Annotated in this window: 14 protein-coding genes, 1 pseudogene and 1 CRISPR repeat array; of the genes and pseudogenes, 10 read left to right on the top strand and 5 right to left on the bottom strand. The window is 66.3% G+C overall.

The genetic code is table 11. The features are described from left to right. Nucleotides 1-17 precede the first annotated feature (17 nt). The 8 genes from ACQP2D_RS24940 (at nucleotide 18) to ACQP2D_RS24905 (ending at nucleotide 9,016) form a co-directional block, all read left to right on the top strand. Nucleotides 18-926 (top strand): hypothetical protein, encoded by a 909-nt coding sequence (locus ACQP2D_RS24940; protein ID WP_433678326.1) that lies wholly within the window; start codon nucleotides 18-20, stop codon nucleotides 924-926. Nucleotides 927-1,009: 83 nt separating this feature from the next. Continuing rightward, nucleotides 1,010-1,954: a hypothetical protein gene (locus ACQP2D_RS24935; RefSeq protein WP_433678325.1), complete on the top strand. Its 945-nt coding sequence runs from the start codon at nucleotides 1,010-1,012 to the stop codon at nucleotides 1,952-1,954. A gap of 14 nt (nucleotides 1,955-1,968) precedes the next feature. After that, nucleotides 1,969-2,934, top strand: a complete 966-nt coding sequence (locus ACQP2D_RS24930) for a hypothetical protein (RefSeq protein ID WP_433678324.1) — start codon at nucleotides 1,969-1,971, stop codon at nucleotides 2,932-2,934. A gap of 282 nt (nucleotides 2,935-3,216) precedes the next feature. Next, entirely contained in the window at nucleotides 3,217-4,320 is a 1,104-nt protein-coding gene (locus ACQP2D_RS24925) for a hypothetical protein (protein ID WP_433678323.1), read from the top strand. Between the two features lie 49 nt (nucleotides 4,321-4,369). Then, entirely contained in the window at nucleotides 4,370-6,244 is a 1,875-nt protein-coding gene (locus ACQP2D_RS24920) for a type IV secretory system conjugative DNA transfer family protein (protein WP_433678321.1), read from the top strand. Beyond that, nucleotides 6,241-7,134, top strand: a complete 894-nt coding sequence (locus ACQP2D_RS24915; RefSeq protein WP_433678320.1) for a DUF4913 domain-containing protein — start codon at nucleotides 6,241-6,243, stop codon at nucleotides 7,132-7,134. Before ACQP2D_RS24920 ends, ACQP2D_RS24915 begins: the two co-directional genes overlap by 4 nt. Then, nucleotides 7,131-8,075, top strand: a complete 945-nt coding sequence (locus ACQP2D_RS24910) for a hypothetical protein (RefSeq protein ID WP_433678319.1) — start codon at nucleotides 7,131-7,133, stop codon at nucleotides 8,073-8,075. Before ACQP2D_RS24915 ends, ACQP2D_RS24910 begins: the two co-directional genes overlap by 4 nt. After that, nucleotides 8,072-9,016: a hypothetical protein gene (locus ACQP2D_RS24905; RefSeq protein ID WP_433678318.1), complete on the top strand. Its 945-nt coding sequence runs from the start codon at nucleotides 8,072-8,074 to the stop codon at nucleotides 9,014-9,016. Before ACQP2D_RS24910 ends, ACQP2D_RS24905 begins: the two co-directional genes overlap by 4 nt. A 67-nt stretch (nucleotides 9,017-9,083) precedes the next feature. Here the strand turns inward: ACQP2D_RS24905 and ACQP2D_RS24900 are convergent, their stop codons facing one another. Next, entirely contained in the window at nucleotides 9,084-9,206 is a 123-nt protein-coding gene (locus ACQP2D_RS24900) for a hypothetical protein (RefSeq protein WP_433678317.1), read from the bottom strand. Between the two features lie 57 nt (nucleotides 9,207-9,263). Here ACQP2D_RS24900 and ACQP2D_RS24895 point away from each other — a divergent pair, with 57 nt between their 5' ends. After that, nucleotides 9,264-10,127 (top strand): MBL fold metallo-hydrolase, encoded by an 864-nt coding sequence (locus ACQP2D_RS24895; protein WP_433678316.1) that lies wholly within the window; start codon nucleotides 9,264-9,266, stop codon nucleotides 10,125-10,127. 262 nt (nucleotides 10,128-10,389) lie between these two features. On the opposite strand, the gene ACQP2D_RS24890 is transcribed toward ACQP2D_RS24895, so the two are convergent. The 3 genes from ACQP2D_RS24890 to ACQP2D_RS24880 all read right to left on the bottom strand — a co-directional run bounded on the left by ACQP2D_RS24890 (nucleotide 10,390) and on the right by ACQP2D_RS24880 (nucleotide 12,581). Then, a complete protein-coding gene (locus ACQP2D_RS24890) occupies nucleotides 10,390-10,836 on the bottom strand; it encodes a phosphotransferase family protein (protein ID WP_433685757.1) in 447 nt (148 codons plus the stop codon). Between the two features lie 6 nt (nucleotides 10,837-10,842). Next, entirely contained in the window at nucleotides 10,843-11,739 is an 897-nt protein-coding gene (locus tag ACQP2D_RS24885; RefSeq protein WP_433678315.1) for a hypothetical protein, read from the bottom strand. 215 nt (nucleotides 11,740-11,954) lie between these two features. Further along, on the bottom strand, nucleotides 11,955-12,581 hold the full coding sequence (locus ACQP2D_RS24880) for an AAA family ATPase (RefSeq protein ID WP_433678314.1): 627 nt from the start codon (nucleotides 12,579-12,581) through the stop codon (nucleotides 11,955-11,957). A gap of 82 nt (nucleotides 12,582-12,663) precedes the next feature. Between ACQP2D_RS24880 and ACQP2D_RS24875 the strand changes: the two are divergent. Further along, nucleotides 12,664-13,337: pseudogene (locus tag ACQP2D_RS24875) on the top strand (cysteine hydrolase family protein). 274 nt (nucleotides 13,338-13,611) lie between these two features. Beyond that, a CRISPR array of direct repeats spans nucleotides 13,612-13,944; the repeat unit is 28 nt; unit sequence GTGCTCCCCGCGCACGCGGGGATGATCC. A gap of 189 nt (nucleotides 13,945-14,133) precedes the next feature. Here ACQP2D_RS24875 and ACQP2D_RS24870 read toward each other — a convergent pair. Further along, nucleotides 14,134-14,574: an NUDIX hydrolase gene (locus ACQP2D_RS24870; protein ID WP_433678313.1), complete on the bottom strand. Its 441-nt coding sequence runs from the start codon at nucleotides 14,572-14,574 to the stop codon at nucleotides 14,134-14,136. Nucleotides 14,575-15,766 lie beyond the last annotated feature (1,192 nt).

Raw genomic sequence — 15,766 nt, 5'->3', positions numbered from 1 at the left:
AGGTGGGAGCCGGTGAGATGGATACACCGACCGGGCTGCAGGCGCATCTGCTCAAAGCCGTCCAGAACCTCGCCTACGACAACCTCCAGACTCTTGAGCGCGCCCGCCACGCCGGTCACGCCAGCCCACCGCCAGAGGTGTTGGCGCACTTGGGCATCAGCGACCGGTCTCGTGAACAGCTCGAGAATGTGGGGTTGGCGGTGGGGGTGCCCAAGGCGTGGATCGACTACGCCCGCGCCGCCGGGGAACGCGGCACCCGTTGGAAGCCGGGGCAGGTGATGCTCGGGTCCGGACAGGTCCAGCGCAGCGAACTCACCGCGGCGCTGGGCCGGGAAGTCCGTGACTTACAGGACATGGCCGGTTTCGCCGCCGCCTCCACCCGTCGTGGCGAGCTGGATAGCGATGGGGTGGCGCGGTTTCGGCGAGTCATGGGAATGACCTGGCAGCGCCTCGGCGCGGTCGCTCACGCGCTGTCGCTGAGTGAAGAAGAACGCCACCAGGTGTGGCAGCGCGGTCCCCAGCATTGGTCGACCGCGGTGGCCGAGCAGATCCGCGATTACAGCGATCAGCAGCTGGCAGTCCGGTGGAATGAGGTTGCGGGCTGCGATTTCACCGCGGTCGCGATGCCGGTGATCGTGCTGCAAGCCGCCGGAATCGCCCACGACGACATCGCCGCGCAGATGCCGGTGTCTCCGGACCACATGGTCGAACTCGTCGTCGACGCTCTCACCACCGCCGACCACAGCGGCCCCTCGGCCCCGATCACCGACCCCGCGCGCGCACCCGAAGCCGCGGGGATCAACGCCGCCATCGAGGCCGCCGGTTTGACCGGTGAGCTGCCCACAGCCCTCGGGCCTGCCGAGGGCGCGACCCAATCAGAGCCCGCCACCGCAAGCGCGGATGTCGACCACAGCCATGAGCCATGAAGGCCGCGCCCACCGCTGTGGTCGCGCTGCGCGATCCGAAAACGACCGAACACCAATCCTTTCCAACAGACAGGCACAAGCATATGAGTGAACCGATACCGGGGTTGGATGATCTGCCCAGCTGGAAGCTGCGGCTGCTCGATCGCATCCAGGACACCTGCGCTGAGCACGCGCGGGTGCTGCAGTTGGGCTATCCCACCTATGAGCCGCACTCCGGCAGCGGGGAAATCCCGTTGCAGAACTGGCGCACTCACCTGCGCGCCCTGGAAGCCGACCGTGAAGAGATCGTGATACACGCCCTCGCGGTCGGTATCGGGTCGGCGGCGATCGGTCAGGCGCACGCGGCAGGTCAACGCGGCCTGAGGTGGGGCGATAGCGTGGGTTCCCCTCCCACGATGCCCCGCGGGGAGGACCCGGTGCGTGCTCACATGGTCGAAGGGATTGCCGCTGATATCTGGCAGCTCGAACATATGGCGGCGATCGCTGCCGAACGGCGATTCGGGCGACCGCCGAGCCGCATTCAGCACCACCCCGACGCAGGCGAAGTCGAGCAGTACGGGCGCAACATGGCCGCGTTGTGGAACCGGGCAAACAACGTCGCGCACGCGATCGGGTTGACCGCCCAGGAGCGCGCCGAGCTGTGGGGCCGTGACGAGGCGGGCTGGCAGAAGCTGACCGCGGTGACTGTGCGCGGCTACGACGACGACGCCCTGGTGGAGCGGTGGCGCGCCTACGCCTGGCCCGGTATCGAACACGAGGTCCGCCGCAGCATCGACACCCTCCCCGCGAGCCGGGTGGCGGTGGATGAACCGGGTGCGGCGCCACCGGCTCCGCATGTCCTGATCGACCGCGCCACCGACGCCCTCACGATCACCACATCTGCTGAGGAGGGCGCGCGCGCCGGGATCGACGAAACGGTCGACGCCGCTTTTGCGCCGGATCCCGTTGCGGCATGGGACAGCGAAGTGTCCATCGAACCCGAGGCCCGCCCACCCGAACCCGGCTCGTCAGCCGGTTACGAGCGGTAAAGGGTGCGCAGACGATGACGACCCCGGAATCGGAATTCTCGACGCCGCAGACGGTGGTGCAGTGGCAATCTCAACTGCTGCTGCGTATCCGGCTGCTCTCGGCCGAACACACCCGCATCCTCGATGCCGGGTGGGAGAACTTCGACGCTCTCACCACCGACGGCGACCCCCAACAGGCATGGCAAACCCACTTGGATGGGCTCGAGGCCCAACGCGAGCAAACCGAACAAACCGCCCTGACCGCCGGAATCGAACCAGCCTGGATCGCCGACGCCCGTGAGCTCGGCATCGCCAGCACCCGCCCGCGCGTGGATGCCGGGGTGCAGGCGAACCCGTCACGTGATGACGCTGCCCAGGACTTCTACCTGGACATGCTCCACCTGGACCTGTGGCATCTCGAGCGGATGGCCGCTATCGCTGCGGCCCGCGCCGACCGCATCGCCACCGGACGGTGGAGCTTTGGCGCCAATCCCCTTGCCGCGGCCCAGTTCACGCAGAACATGCAGCTCTACCACCAACGCGTCACCGCTTTGGCGCATGCCGCGGAAATCACCACCGGCGAAGCCGACCAGCTCTGGGGTGCGGATGCCGAAGGGAGCCGACGACGGCATGCGGTGCATCTGGAAACCTACGACGAACTGGGGCTGGTCAACGAATGGAACTCCTACGCCACCACCCGCAGCGACCTCGCGATCCCGCCCTACGTTCCCACCGACCCCGCTACCGGCACCCCCATCGCTGGCGGCGAGGTCACCCCACCGACACCACAACAGATGATCGCCGCCGCCGCCGTTTCCCTGCGGGCCGAATTCGTCGACGCCGCCGTCGGTCGCGAGGGCGAACTCGACCCGGCCGCCATCACCGACGCCGTCGACGCCGCCCTCCCCGAAGGCGAGCACACCTGGGAAGCCGAACCCGACCACATCGACCAGGTCAGCGACCCACCGTCGCGGACCGACCTGGGCATGGACCTGTATTAGAAGACCTTCGCGAAAGGGACACGCCACCGACGACTGATCTCACCTGACGAGCTTGTTTCACGCGCTGATGTCGACGCAACCGGTCACGGGTACTGACCGGGACGTTCGAAACCGCACTGCCAGGGGACATCCGAATACCGCCGCACCGGCCGTCGCACGACGGTGCGCAGTCCACGCCTTCCCTCACCGGAGGTCGACGATGTCCGACACCACACCCGATTCCGTCATCCCGCGATACGACCGACCATGGCGGGGTCGTCACCCTGATCGGCGGGGGCAGCGATGAGCTGGCCCGATCCGCGACGCGGTACCACCGATCCCGCCTACTACCGCGACGCCGCCGATGGCACCGAAGCCCAAATCCGGGCCGATTTCACCCGCTACTACCAGCTGCGGGAAATCGCGCCGCACGGCGAAACCCCCGCCCAGCAGGCGGAATTCACCGCCCAAGCCGATGGGTTGGCCGCACGATGGGGCCGCCACGAATCCGTCGAGCGCCGCACCCTGTGGGCACAACTGCAAGCCGCGGTCGCCGGGTGGGAGGCGCGCCCGGGGTCCACCCGCCTCGCCTACGACCGCATCACCCAATCTATCGCCGACGGAGACCTCGAGGTCGATGCGGTGGTATGGCGCAACCTGCGACAGGCCGCCGAAATCACTGGCCACATCGAAACTTCCATCGCAGGCTTCGACCAAGACGGTGCCAGCTGGATACCCCCGGAGCACACACATGGGCGGGAAACCGAGCGTGCCAGCCTGCTCGAGCGGGCCCTCGGTGGGCGCGCACCGGTACTGACTGGCCTGGCCGAGGTCGAGGAGATCATCGCCGAAACCGATCAGCTCCTCGACGCCGAGGAAGCCGCCGGGGACCTCGACACCGGCCGTGACGAACACCTCGCCCGGCAGAGGGCGGCACTGCGGCAACTGCAGGACTCCACCGCCGAACACACCCGCCTGTCGGAAACATGGCCCGACTCACCCGGACAGGACCAAGCCCATATCGCGCGGCTGGAATCCCTGCTGGATGCCGCTCGCACCGCCCGCGTCGACGCCGCCCTGGCCAGGACACCGACCGCCGACATCGAAGCCGTCTACCACGCAGGACGCGACGGCACCTACTGGCACGACAATCCCGGCAACCCGCAGGCACCCAGCACACCAGCGGGTGTACCCGAAGCGACTGCGGACCAAGAGCTGAACCTGCCTCCAGCGCTCGGCGATTCGGCACCTCCGGAACCGAGCACGGACCCCGGCGGTGCCGAGATCGATCAAGCCATCGTCGCGGCCCTGCCCGAGGCCGAGGTCGGTGAGTGGAGCGCCACCGAGGTGGGCGAGGAACCCGGCATGGCCCCGGCAGCGGGCGTGGATGCCGACATGTCGCGGTGAAAACCCCTCCTCTCCCAATTCTTTCCACCCTCCTCGAAGGGAGTTGATCATGATCTCGACCAGACAGACTCGCCGCCGCACCAAACGCGGTCTGGGTGAGGAAACCACGCTGCTGCTGGCGTTTTTGGCGTTGGTGGCCTTCGCGCTGTCGTTGTGGGCGGCATTGAGCCTGGGCAGCTGGTGGGCTGGACTGCCGGTTACCCGCCACCCGGTGACCGCGCTGGTGCAGGTTGTCCTCGGCCAGCATCCCTGGCCCTGGCAGGCCAGCGTCCTGGCCGCCGTATTCACTGCCGCCGGAGTGGCGCTCATCGTCTCGTGCTGGCGAATGTTGTTCGCGGGCAGCGAGATCGACGCGGCAGCGCGCACCATGCAACGGCCAGCCCAGATCCAGATGGCCCGTGCCCGCGACAACACGATCGCTAACCGGCGGCTGCTGCGCGACACCGCCTCGCAGATCCAAGCGCTCAAAGGGCCACCACTGGGGAAAACAGTGATCGGGGGCGTGGAGCTGTACGTGCCCGCCGAACTCGGCGTGACGATCGCCGCCGGAACCCGCACCGGCAAAACCATGGCATGGGCGATCCCGGCCGTGTTGTCGGCGTGGGGGCCATGCCTGGCCACGAGCAACAAGCCAGATCTCTACCGGCACACCGTCTATGGGCGCGAACAGCGCGGCCGGATCTGGTTGTGCGACCTGCAAGCAGTGACCGGGCGGGTGGAGTGCGGGTTCTGGGTCAACCTGCTCACCCAGGTCACCAGCTTGCCCAAGGCCCGGAAACTCGCCGGGTTCTTCGTCTCCGCCGCCTCCGGCTCCGCAGCCCAGGCCGCCAACGCCAAGGTCGACAGCTATTTCGACGGAGGCGCCCAAGAACTGTTGAGCCTGTACATGTATGCCGCCGCATGCGCGGGCGGAGACCTGCTGCATTGCGCGGAATGGCTCGGCCGCGACCAAGACCAGACCCCGGTGCTGATCCTGCGCTGCTATGGGCACCACCGGTCCGCCGAACGCATCCTCGAATCCCAAGCCATCTACGCCCGCCAACGTGACGGTCTGTATGACATGGCCCGACGGTTTCTCAACGTCTTGTCCGATGAGGGCTACGCCCGCATGGTCACCCCACCCCAGCGGATCCGGTTGGCGGTGCGAGAGGAAACCGACCCCAAGACACGCAAGACCGGTGTCGTCATCGACAAGACCACACAACAGCGCACCCACGATCTGCCGCAGTTCAAACCCGCCGCTTTCGTGACCTCCACCGACACGCTGTATGCGCTGTCGATGGCCGGACCCGACGGAGCAACACCACTGACCTCCGCGTTGGTCGGCCAGATCCTGGAAGCCGCACTCGACACCGCCCGCGCCCGCCCGGACGGTCGGCTGTCGGTGCCGCTACTCGGCGTGCTCGATGAAGCCGCCAACTGCGCCCGCATCGCCGAACTCCCGTCGTATTACACCTACGCCGGCGGCTGCGGGATTGTCCTCATCACGATCTTGCAGGTCCTCGAGCAGGGCGAAGACCTGTGGGGCGCCAACGGATTGAAGACGATGCGCGCCCAATCCATCGAGGTCTACGGCGGTGGTATCGCCGCGACAGATTATTTGGAGCATTGGTCGGCGATGGCTGGTCCGCACGATGTGGCTGAGCGCTCCCGCAGTCACGGCGCCCAGGGAGTCAACAGATCGCTGTCCTGGCGCGCCGAACCCATCCTCGATGTCGCTGTGCTGGCCGCGTTGCCGAAAGACCGTGCGCTGGTGCGTCTGCCGAACCACGGGCCGGTGGTGGTCCGCAAGATCTGGTGGGCCGACACCGAATACGCGCCCCTGATCCGGGCATCGCTGGCGCGGTTCGACAAAGCCGCCGACCCGATAGCGCTGCCTGCCAGCGACACCACCGACGGCGCGGCCGGTGGTGAGCAGCCGTGATCGCACCGCCCACGCCGACCGCCGCGGGTAAGAAGCCGCCGATGCCGCTGAGCTACACCCATTTCACCGAGTTCGCTGAGCGGTGGTTGTTCCCGTTCCTCACGGTCCGCCTTGCCGAGGCCAACCGGGAAAACACCTACACCTGGTGCAGCAAGTGGTGGGCACACCGCCCGGTCGCGGTGCGCATCGCGCACCTGCATGCCGCGTTCGAAGCGCAACGCCGCGCCCGCACCGGCAACGGGTTCAGTACCTTCGTGGCCTCCCACGTCGACGCCCACGTCAAAACCATGCTCGACGCCGCCAACGGGCCCTTGCACCGCTGCACCCGCACCACCCACATCGCCACGCCCTCACTGCCGTTCGACCCGGTCCCGGCCGGCTGGTTCAAATCCGCCCCGCCTCCCGGCGGGCCGCCCGGTGCCGCCGACACGACAGGGGAGAAGAAGGGGCCGCCGCCGCGGTTCGCGCATTACAGCGAGTTCGTGCAGGAGTGGTTGCTGCCGGTGACCGCGGTGCGTCTGGCGGGCAACGGCCGGGAGGGCCAATACACCTGGTGTCGCCAATGGTGGCGCCACCAGGGCGTGAGCGTCCGCTTCGCCGGCCTGCACAAGGTATTCGAAGCCGCCCGTGGCGCTGAGGACAAGTCCGCGATGAGCAGCCTGTTCGTCCGCCACATCGACCCGCACCTGCGCCACATCCTCGACGCCGCCAACGGGCCACTGTTCCGCTGCACCCCCGACACGCACATCGACACCGTCGGTGTGCCCGCGGCACCGGTCCCAGCCGCCTGGTTCGGCGCCCCCGGCGCGACAACCCCCATCGAACGCCTCGGGTTCGGACCCGACTTCCGGGCCTTCGGCGACCGCTTCGTGGAGGAGGCCAGGTCGTGACGACGCCGACACGGGCGCAGGTGAGGGTACTGAAATCCCTGCAGAACCAGACGGTGGACCTGAACCGGATGGTGGCCACCGCCACCGCGCGTCAGCAGGAAACCGGTCAACCTCCGCCGCAGTCCTGGTACGCCGAGTACCAGGCCCGCGCGATCGCGCGTGAAGAACTGACCAACGCCGCCTACGCCGGTGGGGTGCCCCGTGCGTGGATCGACCAGGTGCGCGAGCGTGGGGACCGCGGCATCGGTTGGCGTGCCGAGTTGTACCTGCGTGCTCCCGAGCCGACTGACTGGGACCGCATACTCGGTGACCTCGACGCGGACGTGCAACGGCAGCGGGAATGGCTCGCCCTCGATGCCGCCCACACCAAGATCAGCCCAGCAACCGAACCCAGTGCCGCCGCCGACATAGACCGCAACCTGCGCGCCCTGCACAACCGTACCGTCGGGGTGGCCAACCTGCTCGGGCTCACCACCGAGCAAGGCCACCAACTGTGGGGCACCACCTCCGACTGGGCCCACGCGGCGGTCGAGATGCTCGACGGTGTCCCCGCCGAACAGGTGACGCAGCGCTGGCAGCAGCTCGCGCGCACCGACACCCGCGCCTACGCACTGCAAGCCCACGCACTCGCCGACGCCGGGATATCGATTCTTACGTCGGCGGCGTTGCCGTCCCACGAGGAGTTGGTCCCCGCGATCAGGGCTGGGCTGCCGCTCCCACAGCCGCTGTTCCGGCCCGCGGTCACGACCGGTGAGGACATCGACACCGCGATCGACGCCGCGAACCCCACCAGGACGGGCACGGTCGATGTCGACGTCGAAACCGGCAGCGCAACAGCGGTGTTCAGCCACGCGGTCGCTGCTGAGGCGTGGGGTGACGAGCCTGCGGCAGACATCGGTGCGCCGCAGTTCGTGGCACCAGGCGAGGGATATGAACCGTGACCACGCCCGGATCGGGCACACGCAGCGGCGACATCGCGCCCGAGCAGGCGGCGCTGCTGGCCCGTATCCACCAGTTGGCCGCCAACGCCACCCGCCTGCGGCAGACCAATCACACCACAGGCCCAAGAACCACGCCCAGCACACAGCTGCTCGAGCGGATCGCCGCGATCGACCGGGACCGCGACCTGACCGAGATCGCGGCCCGCGCCCAGGGTGTGCCAGCGAATTGGGTCGATCTCGCCCGCCGCCTCGGGCACACCGGCCGGGCGTGGAGCGATGACCAGCTGCTTCCGACACCGCGGTCGGTGACCGGGCGTCGAAGCGCCCGACGGGTCCTCGACGACACCCGCGAACTGGCCGAGATGGCCGCGATCACCGTCGTCCGCGAGCACCTGCTCAGTACCGCCGGGATCACTGGAGAGCCGGATCCTGTTGCCGCACAGCAATTCCGGCGGAACATGCAAGCGCTGTGGACCCGCGCCGCCGCGACCGCCACCTCGATCCGCATGGACCGCACCGAACGTGCCGACGCATTCGAGGCCGCCACCCGGGACGTGGACACCCACGTCGAACGCTACCGGCACCTCAGTCTCGACGACCTCGACGCACAGTGGCGCACCTACACCACACCGACCATCGCTGATGGCGTGCGGCGCTCACTGAAAAGCCTGCGCCGCACCGACCGCACCGCCACCAGCAGCAGCCGTGACGCCGAGATCGAGCAACCCCCGACACCGGACGCTCTGCTCGAGCGCGCCCGCCGCACCCTCGACACGACAAGCACCGAGCACACCCGGGCAGGAGCCGAGATCGACGCCGCGGTCACCGACGCGATCCCCGGTGTCCCGACCCACGGCTGGGACACCAGCACCGACGTCCGCGACAGCGAGCCCGCCTCTGCCCAACACCAGGCGCACCCGGAGGCCGGACCCGATCCCTAGCCGATCCGCAAACCGAACGTGCTTGTCCACCATCGACTCTCGCGCGAGAGGAGCCCATGCACACCCATCACAACGGTGCCACCGCCACACAGCACGCGGTGAGCGCGGCGACCCGCACGTTCTCGCCATGACCCGCCCGCCCGACCGTCGAGACGCGACCCGCCCGAACGCCCGCCGACGGGTCGGCCACCGCTTCACCTTCCGGCGCCGACCGCCAGTTCCGTCCCCGAGATCAGGAGACCGATCCATGACACTCAGCCTCGACCCCTACACCCGCCCCGCCACTACCCACTGCCGCCAGTTCGGCGACCACCGCATCACCTACCTCCCTGACGGTGTCGCGCTACTCGAACCCCAAGCCTGGCTGCCGACCTGCGAAGACCAGATCTGGGCCGAGCATGCCCATCTGATCAACGCCGACGGCTACCTGGTCGCCAGCGTCGGTGCGCTGCTGGTCGAATACGGCAACCGCGCCCTACTCATCGACGCCGGATTCGGGCCACTGGCCATCCCGACACCGTTCGGGCTGCTGCGAGGCGGGCGACTGCTCGACAGCCTCGCCGCAGTGGGCAAGAGCACCGCCGACATCGAACTCCTCGCGCTCACCCACCTGCACCTCGACCACATCGGCTGGCTCTGGCAATCCTCGCCCGGGACCTCGACAAGCCCGTTCGTCGATGTCCCGGTCCTGGTCGGGAACACCGAGTGGGACCAGCGTGACCTCGCCGTCGCTGACGGTGCCAGTCCCGCGATGATCGATATACTCGCCGCGCAAGTCCGCACCATCGGCGACGACGAGGAAATCTTTCCCGGCGTCCACGCCATGGCCACACCCGGTCACAGCCTCGGACACCTCGCCTACACCATCACCTCACCCGGCCACCGGCTGATCGCGTTCGGCGACGCCATGCAAACCCCGCTGCAGATCACCCACCCGGAGCTGACCGCCGCCGTCGATGACGACCCCGCCGCATCCGTGGCCACCTGCCACCGACTGATCGACGAACTCGCCACACCCGGTGTCCTCGGCTTCGGCCTGCACTTCGCCGACGTCCAACTCGGCCGAGTCAGCGCCCATCCCGATGGCTACCGAACCTGGCAGCCGCAATAGGCACGCGCCCATGCATATTCGACGGCTCGCGCGTCAACAGACCCCAAAACCCTTGCACACCCACATATCCGGGGAGACAGCTATGTGTAACCCACCCCCGGATCCGCCGGTGTCACCGTTTCGATCCGCCCCGCCAACAGCCGCGCCGACCTGCGCGAGTTCACTCGATGGCATCGGCTCGCTGGTAGGTTTCTGGTGGTCGCCATCAACGTTCTTAGCGGATCCGCGCGCGTGGCAAGACGTCAGTGGTGGGCAGATTTCATCACTCATCGCGCAGGGCGGCTTCGATCTGCGGTGCATCCAGCGGTGCGTCCAGGTTCCACAGTGGCGCTGCGTCTTGCAGTTTTTTCGTCAGGCTTGTCACCAGGATCTGTTCGTTCTCGGGTGTGCGACTTCCTTCGGCGATGACCTTGGCGTAGCGAACAGTGTCGAGGACCGCGGACTTTATCTGCTCGTGAACCAGGTAGATCCGCAGGTTGTGTTCCCAGTCTCCGGTCGCGGCTTCCGGTTCGGCTGCTGTCCAGGCGGTGAGGAATCGCTGCTGTTCCTCGGGGAGGTAACTCATTTTGTGGAGGTGGGTCGCGACATCGCATATCGGGTCGCCGTAGAGGGCCAGTTCCCAGTCCAGGAACACCGTCTGGTGGCCGCGGATGATCATGTTTTTGCGATGCAGATCGCAGTGGATGAGTCGAAATGGTCTGGGCGACAGCAGCTTCTACGCGCCGTCCAGAGCCTCGAACGGGTCATCCGGGACACGCAGTTGCCGGTAGAGGCGGTGGAATGATTCGCGGTGGTCGAGATAAGCCTGTCGAGTGGCGTCCCACAGCTGTTGTGCGAACCGTTGCGGATCGTCGTCGAGTCCACCCGCTGTCGGTGGGAGCGCGCTGGGCGGGATCGCCCGCAGTTGCGAGAACAGCCGGGCCACATCGGTGGGCACGTGCCCCGGAACGGCGTGTCCGCGTGGTGCCAGACGACCTAGTGGCTGCCCGTCGATGAATTCGTGGATCTGGTACTTCGGCTGTGTGGACTCGAAGTACAGTCGTGGAGCGGCGGTGACGAAGGGGGCGATGGCGGTGAGGATCGCTGGTTCGGGCCATTGGCGGTGGTCCATCGTGTCGGCGCCGGGGATAGGGATTCGGACATTCACCGCCGACGCTGGGCCAGTGGCGACGCGAACGTTGCGGTTGTAGAACCCGGCGACACCATCGGGCTGTGAGCATGCCTGTGCGTAGATGGCGTGATCAGCCGAACCCGCGGCGATGTCGTGATCGGGCTCGACGTCGCTGTCGGATTCGTTGGGGCGCAGCCACTTGCGTTCGATCACGGCTTGAATGTCGGTCCCGCGGTTGTGTGCCATCAACACGACCTGACATAGGACGTCGATGATCTCGTCATCGACTGAATCTTGCAGCTGTTCAGGCGTTTTCCCCCGTGGGCGGCCTTGGCCGGTCGCGGCCAGGAACTGCTGCATCAATTCCCCGGCCTCCTCGGCCACTTTCATCGCGAACCACTCGGGGGTGCGGTCGATCCCGAACCTGTGCGCGTAAACCCGCGACCGCGCTTCGAGCTGGATCCCCAAGGTCTGCCAGTCCATCGCTTCAGCCTCCCGCATCGATCAATCAGGGAAACCGAAATCCCACAGACCAGTGCTGCACAACCGGATACTTGCGCCGAACTTCGATGCCGGCCCCTGCTTCTCGGGGGATATCGTCGTGGAGTCCGCGACGTGCAGTCGCCGAGATCGTGCACGGCCACGATGCTCGGGTTGCTCGACCTCGACTGGCCCCCGGGCCGACAGCTCCGCTGCCGTTCTTCCAGTCATTCCTGTCAACTGTCGATCACGACATCGCAGACTGTGTGCGCCAGTTCCCGCACGCCGCCGGCGAGGACATCGCGGTCATAGGCTACCCAGTTTGTGAGCTTGGGATGATCACGCTGTGCGCCGCGCGCAACCATCCGCCCACGAATCACTTCCGGGGCGCTGTCGAGCCACACCGTAACGACCGGCAGATCATCGGTTGCCCCGGACCGCGCCCGCAGATATTGCCCCAACAGCACCCCGGCCGCGGACGCTTCCCGGATCGGAGACAGGAACGGCGCGTCCAAAATCACCGGATGACGCTGAGCCACAACCAATCCCGTGCCGATCAACGAGTCGTAGATCCCCGGCGCGACCACCGACCGGTATATCTCGGAATCACGATCGAACGGATCGCCGGTCAGTCGAGCCATCACCGATTGCTCGAGCATCGGTGCCAGCGTGTCCTTGTCCAACACCACAGCACTCGTGAGCGCCGCCAGATGCTGTGCGGCGGTGGACTTTCCGGACGCTGGAAACCCGCACAGCACCACCGCGCCACGCGCTGCCCCAACCCGATCTGAGATGGCATCCTCCAACGCGCTCCGCATCGAATCGGGTAGCGCATCGACCCGCTGATCGTCTTCAGCTTGCACGACACCTAGTCCACCACAGACCACCGACAGTCGAGCTAATCTGATCCGCCACATCGGCGTTGCCGCATGTGAGGGGTGGATCATGGGGCCGCAAAGCGTAACTGCACACAATCACTCGAGCTCGCTGCCGCTGTTGCTCGCGATCGATATCCAGAACGGATTCGTGGTGCCGGCCTCGACCGCCGTGGTCCCGACGGTTGCGGCGTTGATCGATGACTGGCTCACCGCTGAGGCACCGGTGATCCTCACCCGCTACCTGAACCACTCCGGCTCGCCCTTTCAGCGGCTGCTCGGCTGGCACGCCATGACCTCGGCCCCGACACCGACATCGAACTGGCACACCACGCCCGCGACCCTCGTGTCCGCGTCATCGACAAGACCACCTGCAGCGCCCTGACTCCCGAGACCGCGGAAACCATCACTCACCACCGGGTCAACGACGTACTCCTGTGCGGAATCGCCACCGACGCTTGCATTCTCGCGACCGCGCTCGCACTATTCGACCAAGGCCTTACACCCTGGATCATCACCGACGCCTGCGCCTCCAACGCCAGCCGACATCCACCACGACAAATCCACGACGCCGCCCTGCAATTGCTGTCGCGGCTGCTCGGCCGTAGCCAGCTCATCGACATCAACAGCGCCCGCACGATGCTGCGGCGGACCCTGACCCAGCGACAGGTTCCGGCACCACCAAAAGCGGTGAGGCAAGAGTCGACCCGACGCTGCGTTGTGCGAAAAGCGCTGACACCGTGAACATTCTGGAGCGGAATGGCGGACCGACCTTGCTCAACGATGGGCATCGAATTCGCCTACGCCACCCGCTACATCGCCCACTCCGCAGCTAAGGTCGAAAACGTCCTCACCGATATACTCCCCGAGGGGTGATCTACCTCGGTCGATGCTGGTGGGCACGCACATAGTTCATGCTGGAGTGGCAACGGTTGGATTGATCCGGCAGGCGGCGACTCGGAACAACAAACTGAATGAAAATCGGCGATTCAGCCAGCAAAATGCCAGGTCAACAAGTGTGCTCCCCGCGCACGCGGGGATGATCCCTGGCAGCGGCCCGGCAGGGGGGCGCGAACCGAGTGCTCCCCGCGCACGCGGGGATGATCCGTATCTGGCGTTGATGCTGGCGACGTACGCCGAGTGCTCCCCGCGCACGCGGGGATGATCCTGTCCTCATCGATGAACGACACTTCGGGGGAGAGTGCTCCCCGCGCACGCGGGGATGATCCGATGTCGCGGGCGAGGCTGTCGTGGCGATGCGTGTGCTCCCCGCGCACGCGGGGATGATCCGACACCACAGGGCTGGTCACACCCAAAGCGTGAGTGCTCCCCGCGCATGCGGGGATGATCCATCGGTCGCGAGAACCGCTCGGTGAGCGGATATTTGCGGGGAAGGCGCGTGAGGAACTAGTAGCGTATGGATCCTTTGACGCCGCCGCGTGGCTCTCGCAGAACAACACACGAGGCCACCCACTTGACGCTACGCCGATATCGCTAGTGCGAACTTATTGTTGAGTGGGGCTGAATTGCCTGTGCCTGTTCAGATCTCGCGGTACCGCGCCAGAATCTGCTTGACGGCATCGGTGACTGGTGGTTCCTCGGCCAGGCTGGTCCATGTGTATGCGTCGTGTTCTGTCGGTTCCACGGGCTCGGCGTGCTCGACGTCGACCGTGAAGTTGAACTGGCGGCTCTTTTTGCCGCTCCCGGATTGGTAGTCGAACTCGCCAAGGTAGTTCGTGATGGCGGTGATGTCGAGGCCGGTTTCTTCCTTGACTTCCCGGATCAGGGCTTGGTCGATGGATTCGCCAGGGTCGACTTTGCCGCTGGGAAGTTCCCAGATCCCACCCATGAAATCGTCGGCGGGGCGTTGCAGCAGCAGGACTTTGCCGCCATGTTGGACGACAGCGCCGACGACGAGTTGTTGCACCTCGTCCTGGTCGGCTTCCAGTGTCAACTTCTTCAGCAGTGTTGTCTCGATCATCGAGTGCCACTCCTTACCCGCCTGTGAGAGGACCGAGGTTCTGCGACAAGCGGTGGACGGATTGTCTGGTTAGCCCGACAACGGTTCGGTGCTCGACGGGTGGCCTGTAGCGAGCCAGGAGGCCACGTCGTTCGTGAACAGCGATCGGACGTTTCCAGCGCAGCCGATGGCACCGTCAGCTTCTAGCGGCGCGGGTACCGCACATCGCCGAACGAGGCGTGTGGAGTGGAGTATTTTGTCTAATTTCCTTCGTAGTCGTAGCCGCCAACTGAGCGACGGTACGAGATGCCCACTGCCCGTTGTTCTTTAAAAGCTCAGTGGTCGCCTCGAACCGCGCATCATGCGGCAGAAGCGGGCATTGGGATAAGCGTTAGGTACGAGGGCGGGAGCGCCGCCAGAACATGTCGCAGTGCCAGCTGCCGTGGTAACGGTACGCAGTACTGGCGGTGACGAGGTCCCATCCCTGGCTGGCCCAGTACTCCATGTGCTGGTCGAGCAGGCCCGGGTCATCCACCTCGGAATGCCGATAAATCCACATGGGAATGGGTGTAACACGTGCATCCAGCAGCGCGTTCTGTTTGTGCAGATTCTGCCCGGGCGTGTGCTAGCCGAGCGTGTAGGGGCGGATCGGTGCGCTCAGCCAACACGCCGAGCCGGTCGGACACGCTTGTCGATAACGTCAGATTCGGCCGATACCAACCGATCTCAGCCGGGCTGGCTAGATCACAGATCACCGATACCTGCCGTCGGAATTCACCAGCATGGCCACCTGATTGGCCTGATCACGGGTGCCTTCTCTGTCGGCGAAAAGTCCTCACCGAGACCGGAGTTCTGGATCCTGAGCCGGCGCTTGAAGCCGAGTACGGCAACGGCACCCGACATATCCCGATGACTGCAGTGGGGCCCGACCTGTTTTTGTGGGTGGTTGGGCCGCCAAGATCTCAGTCTTGACATCGTTTGAGTCGGCCGGCAATTACGAGTATCGCCTCCCGGGCGAACAGTTGGCCCTGTCGGCGGAAGCTGCGATGCGTCGACCCCGGTCGCATCGCGATAAGGGGGTGTTGACCCGTCGAAGCAGGTCGGCCCGTCAATTCCGGAATGCTGGGCTGGTACCGCGCGCTTCTAGACCCGCGGATCGGGCTGCGCGCAGCGCGCTGCCATATGGTCAGCGCGGCGCCGGCGGTACGGAGCG

The sequence above is a fragment of the Nocardia sp. CA-119907 genome (assembly GCF_050955995.1).
GTDB lineage: Bacteria > Actinomycetota > Actinomycetes > Mycobacteriales > Mycobacteriaceae > Nocardia.
Note: the sequence above shows the minus strand (reverse complement) of the source record. Positions and strands in the feature narration are given on the sequence as shown.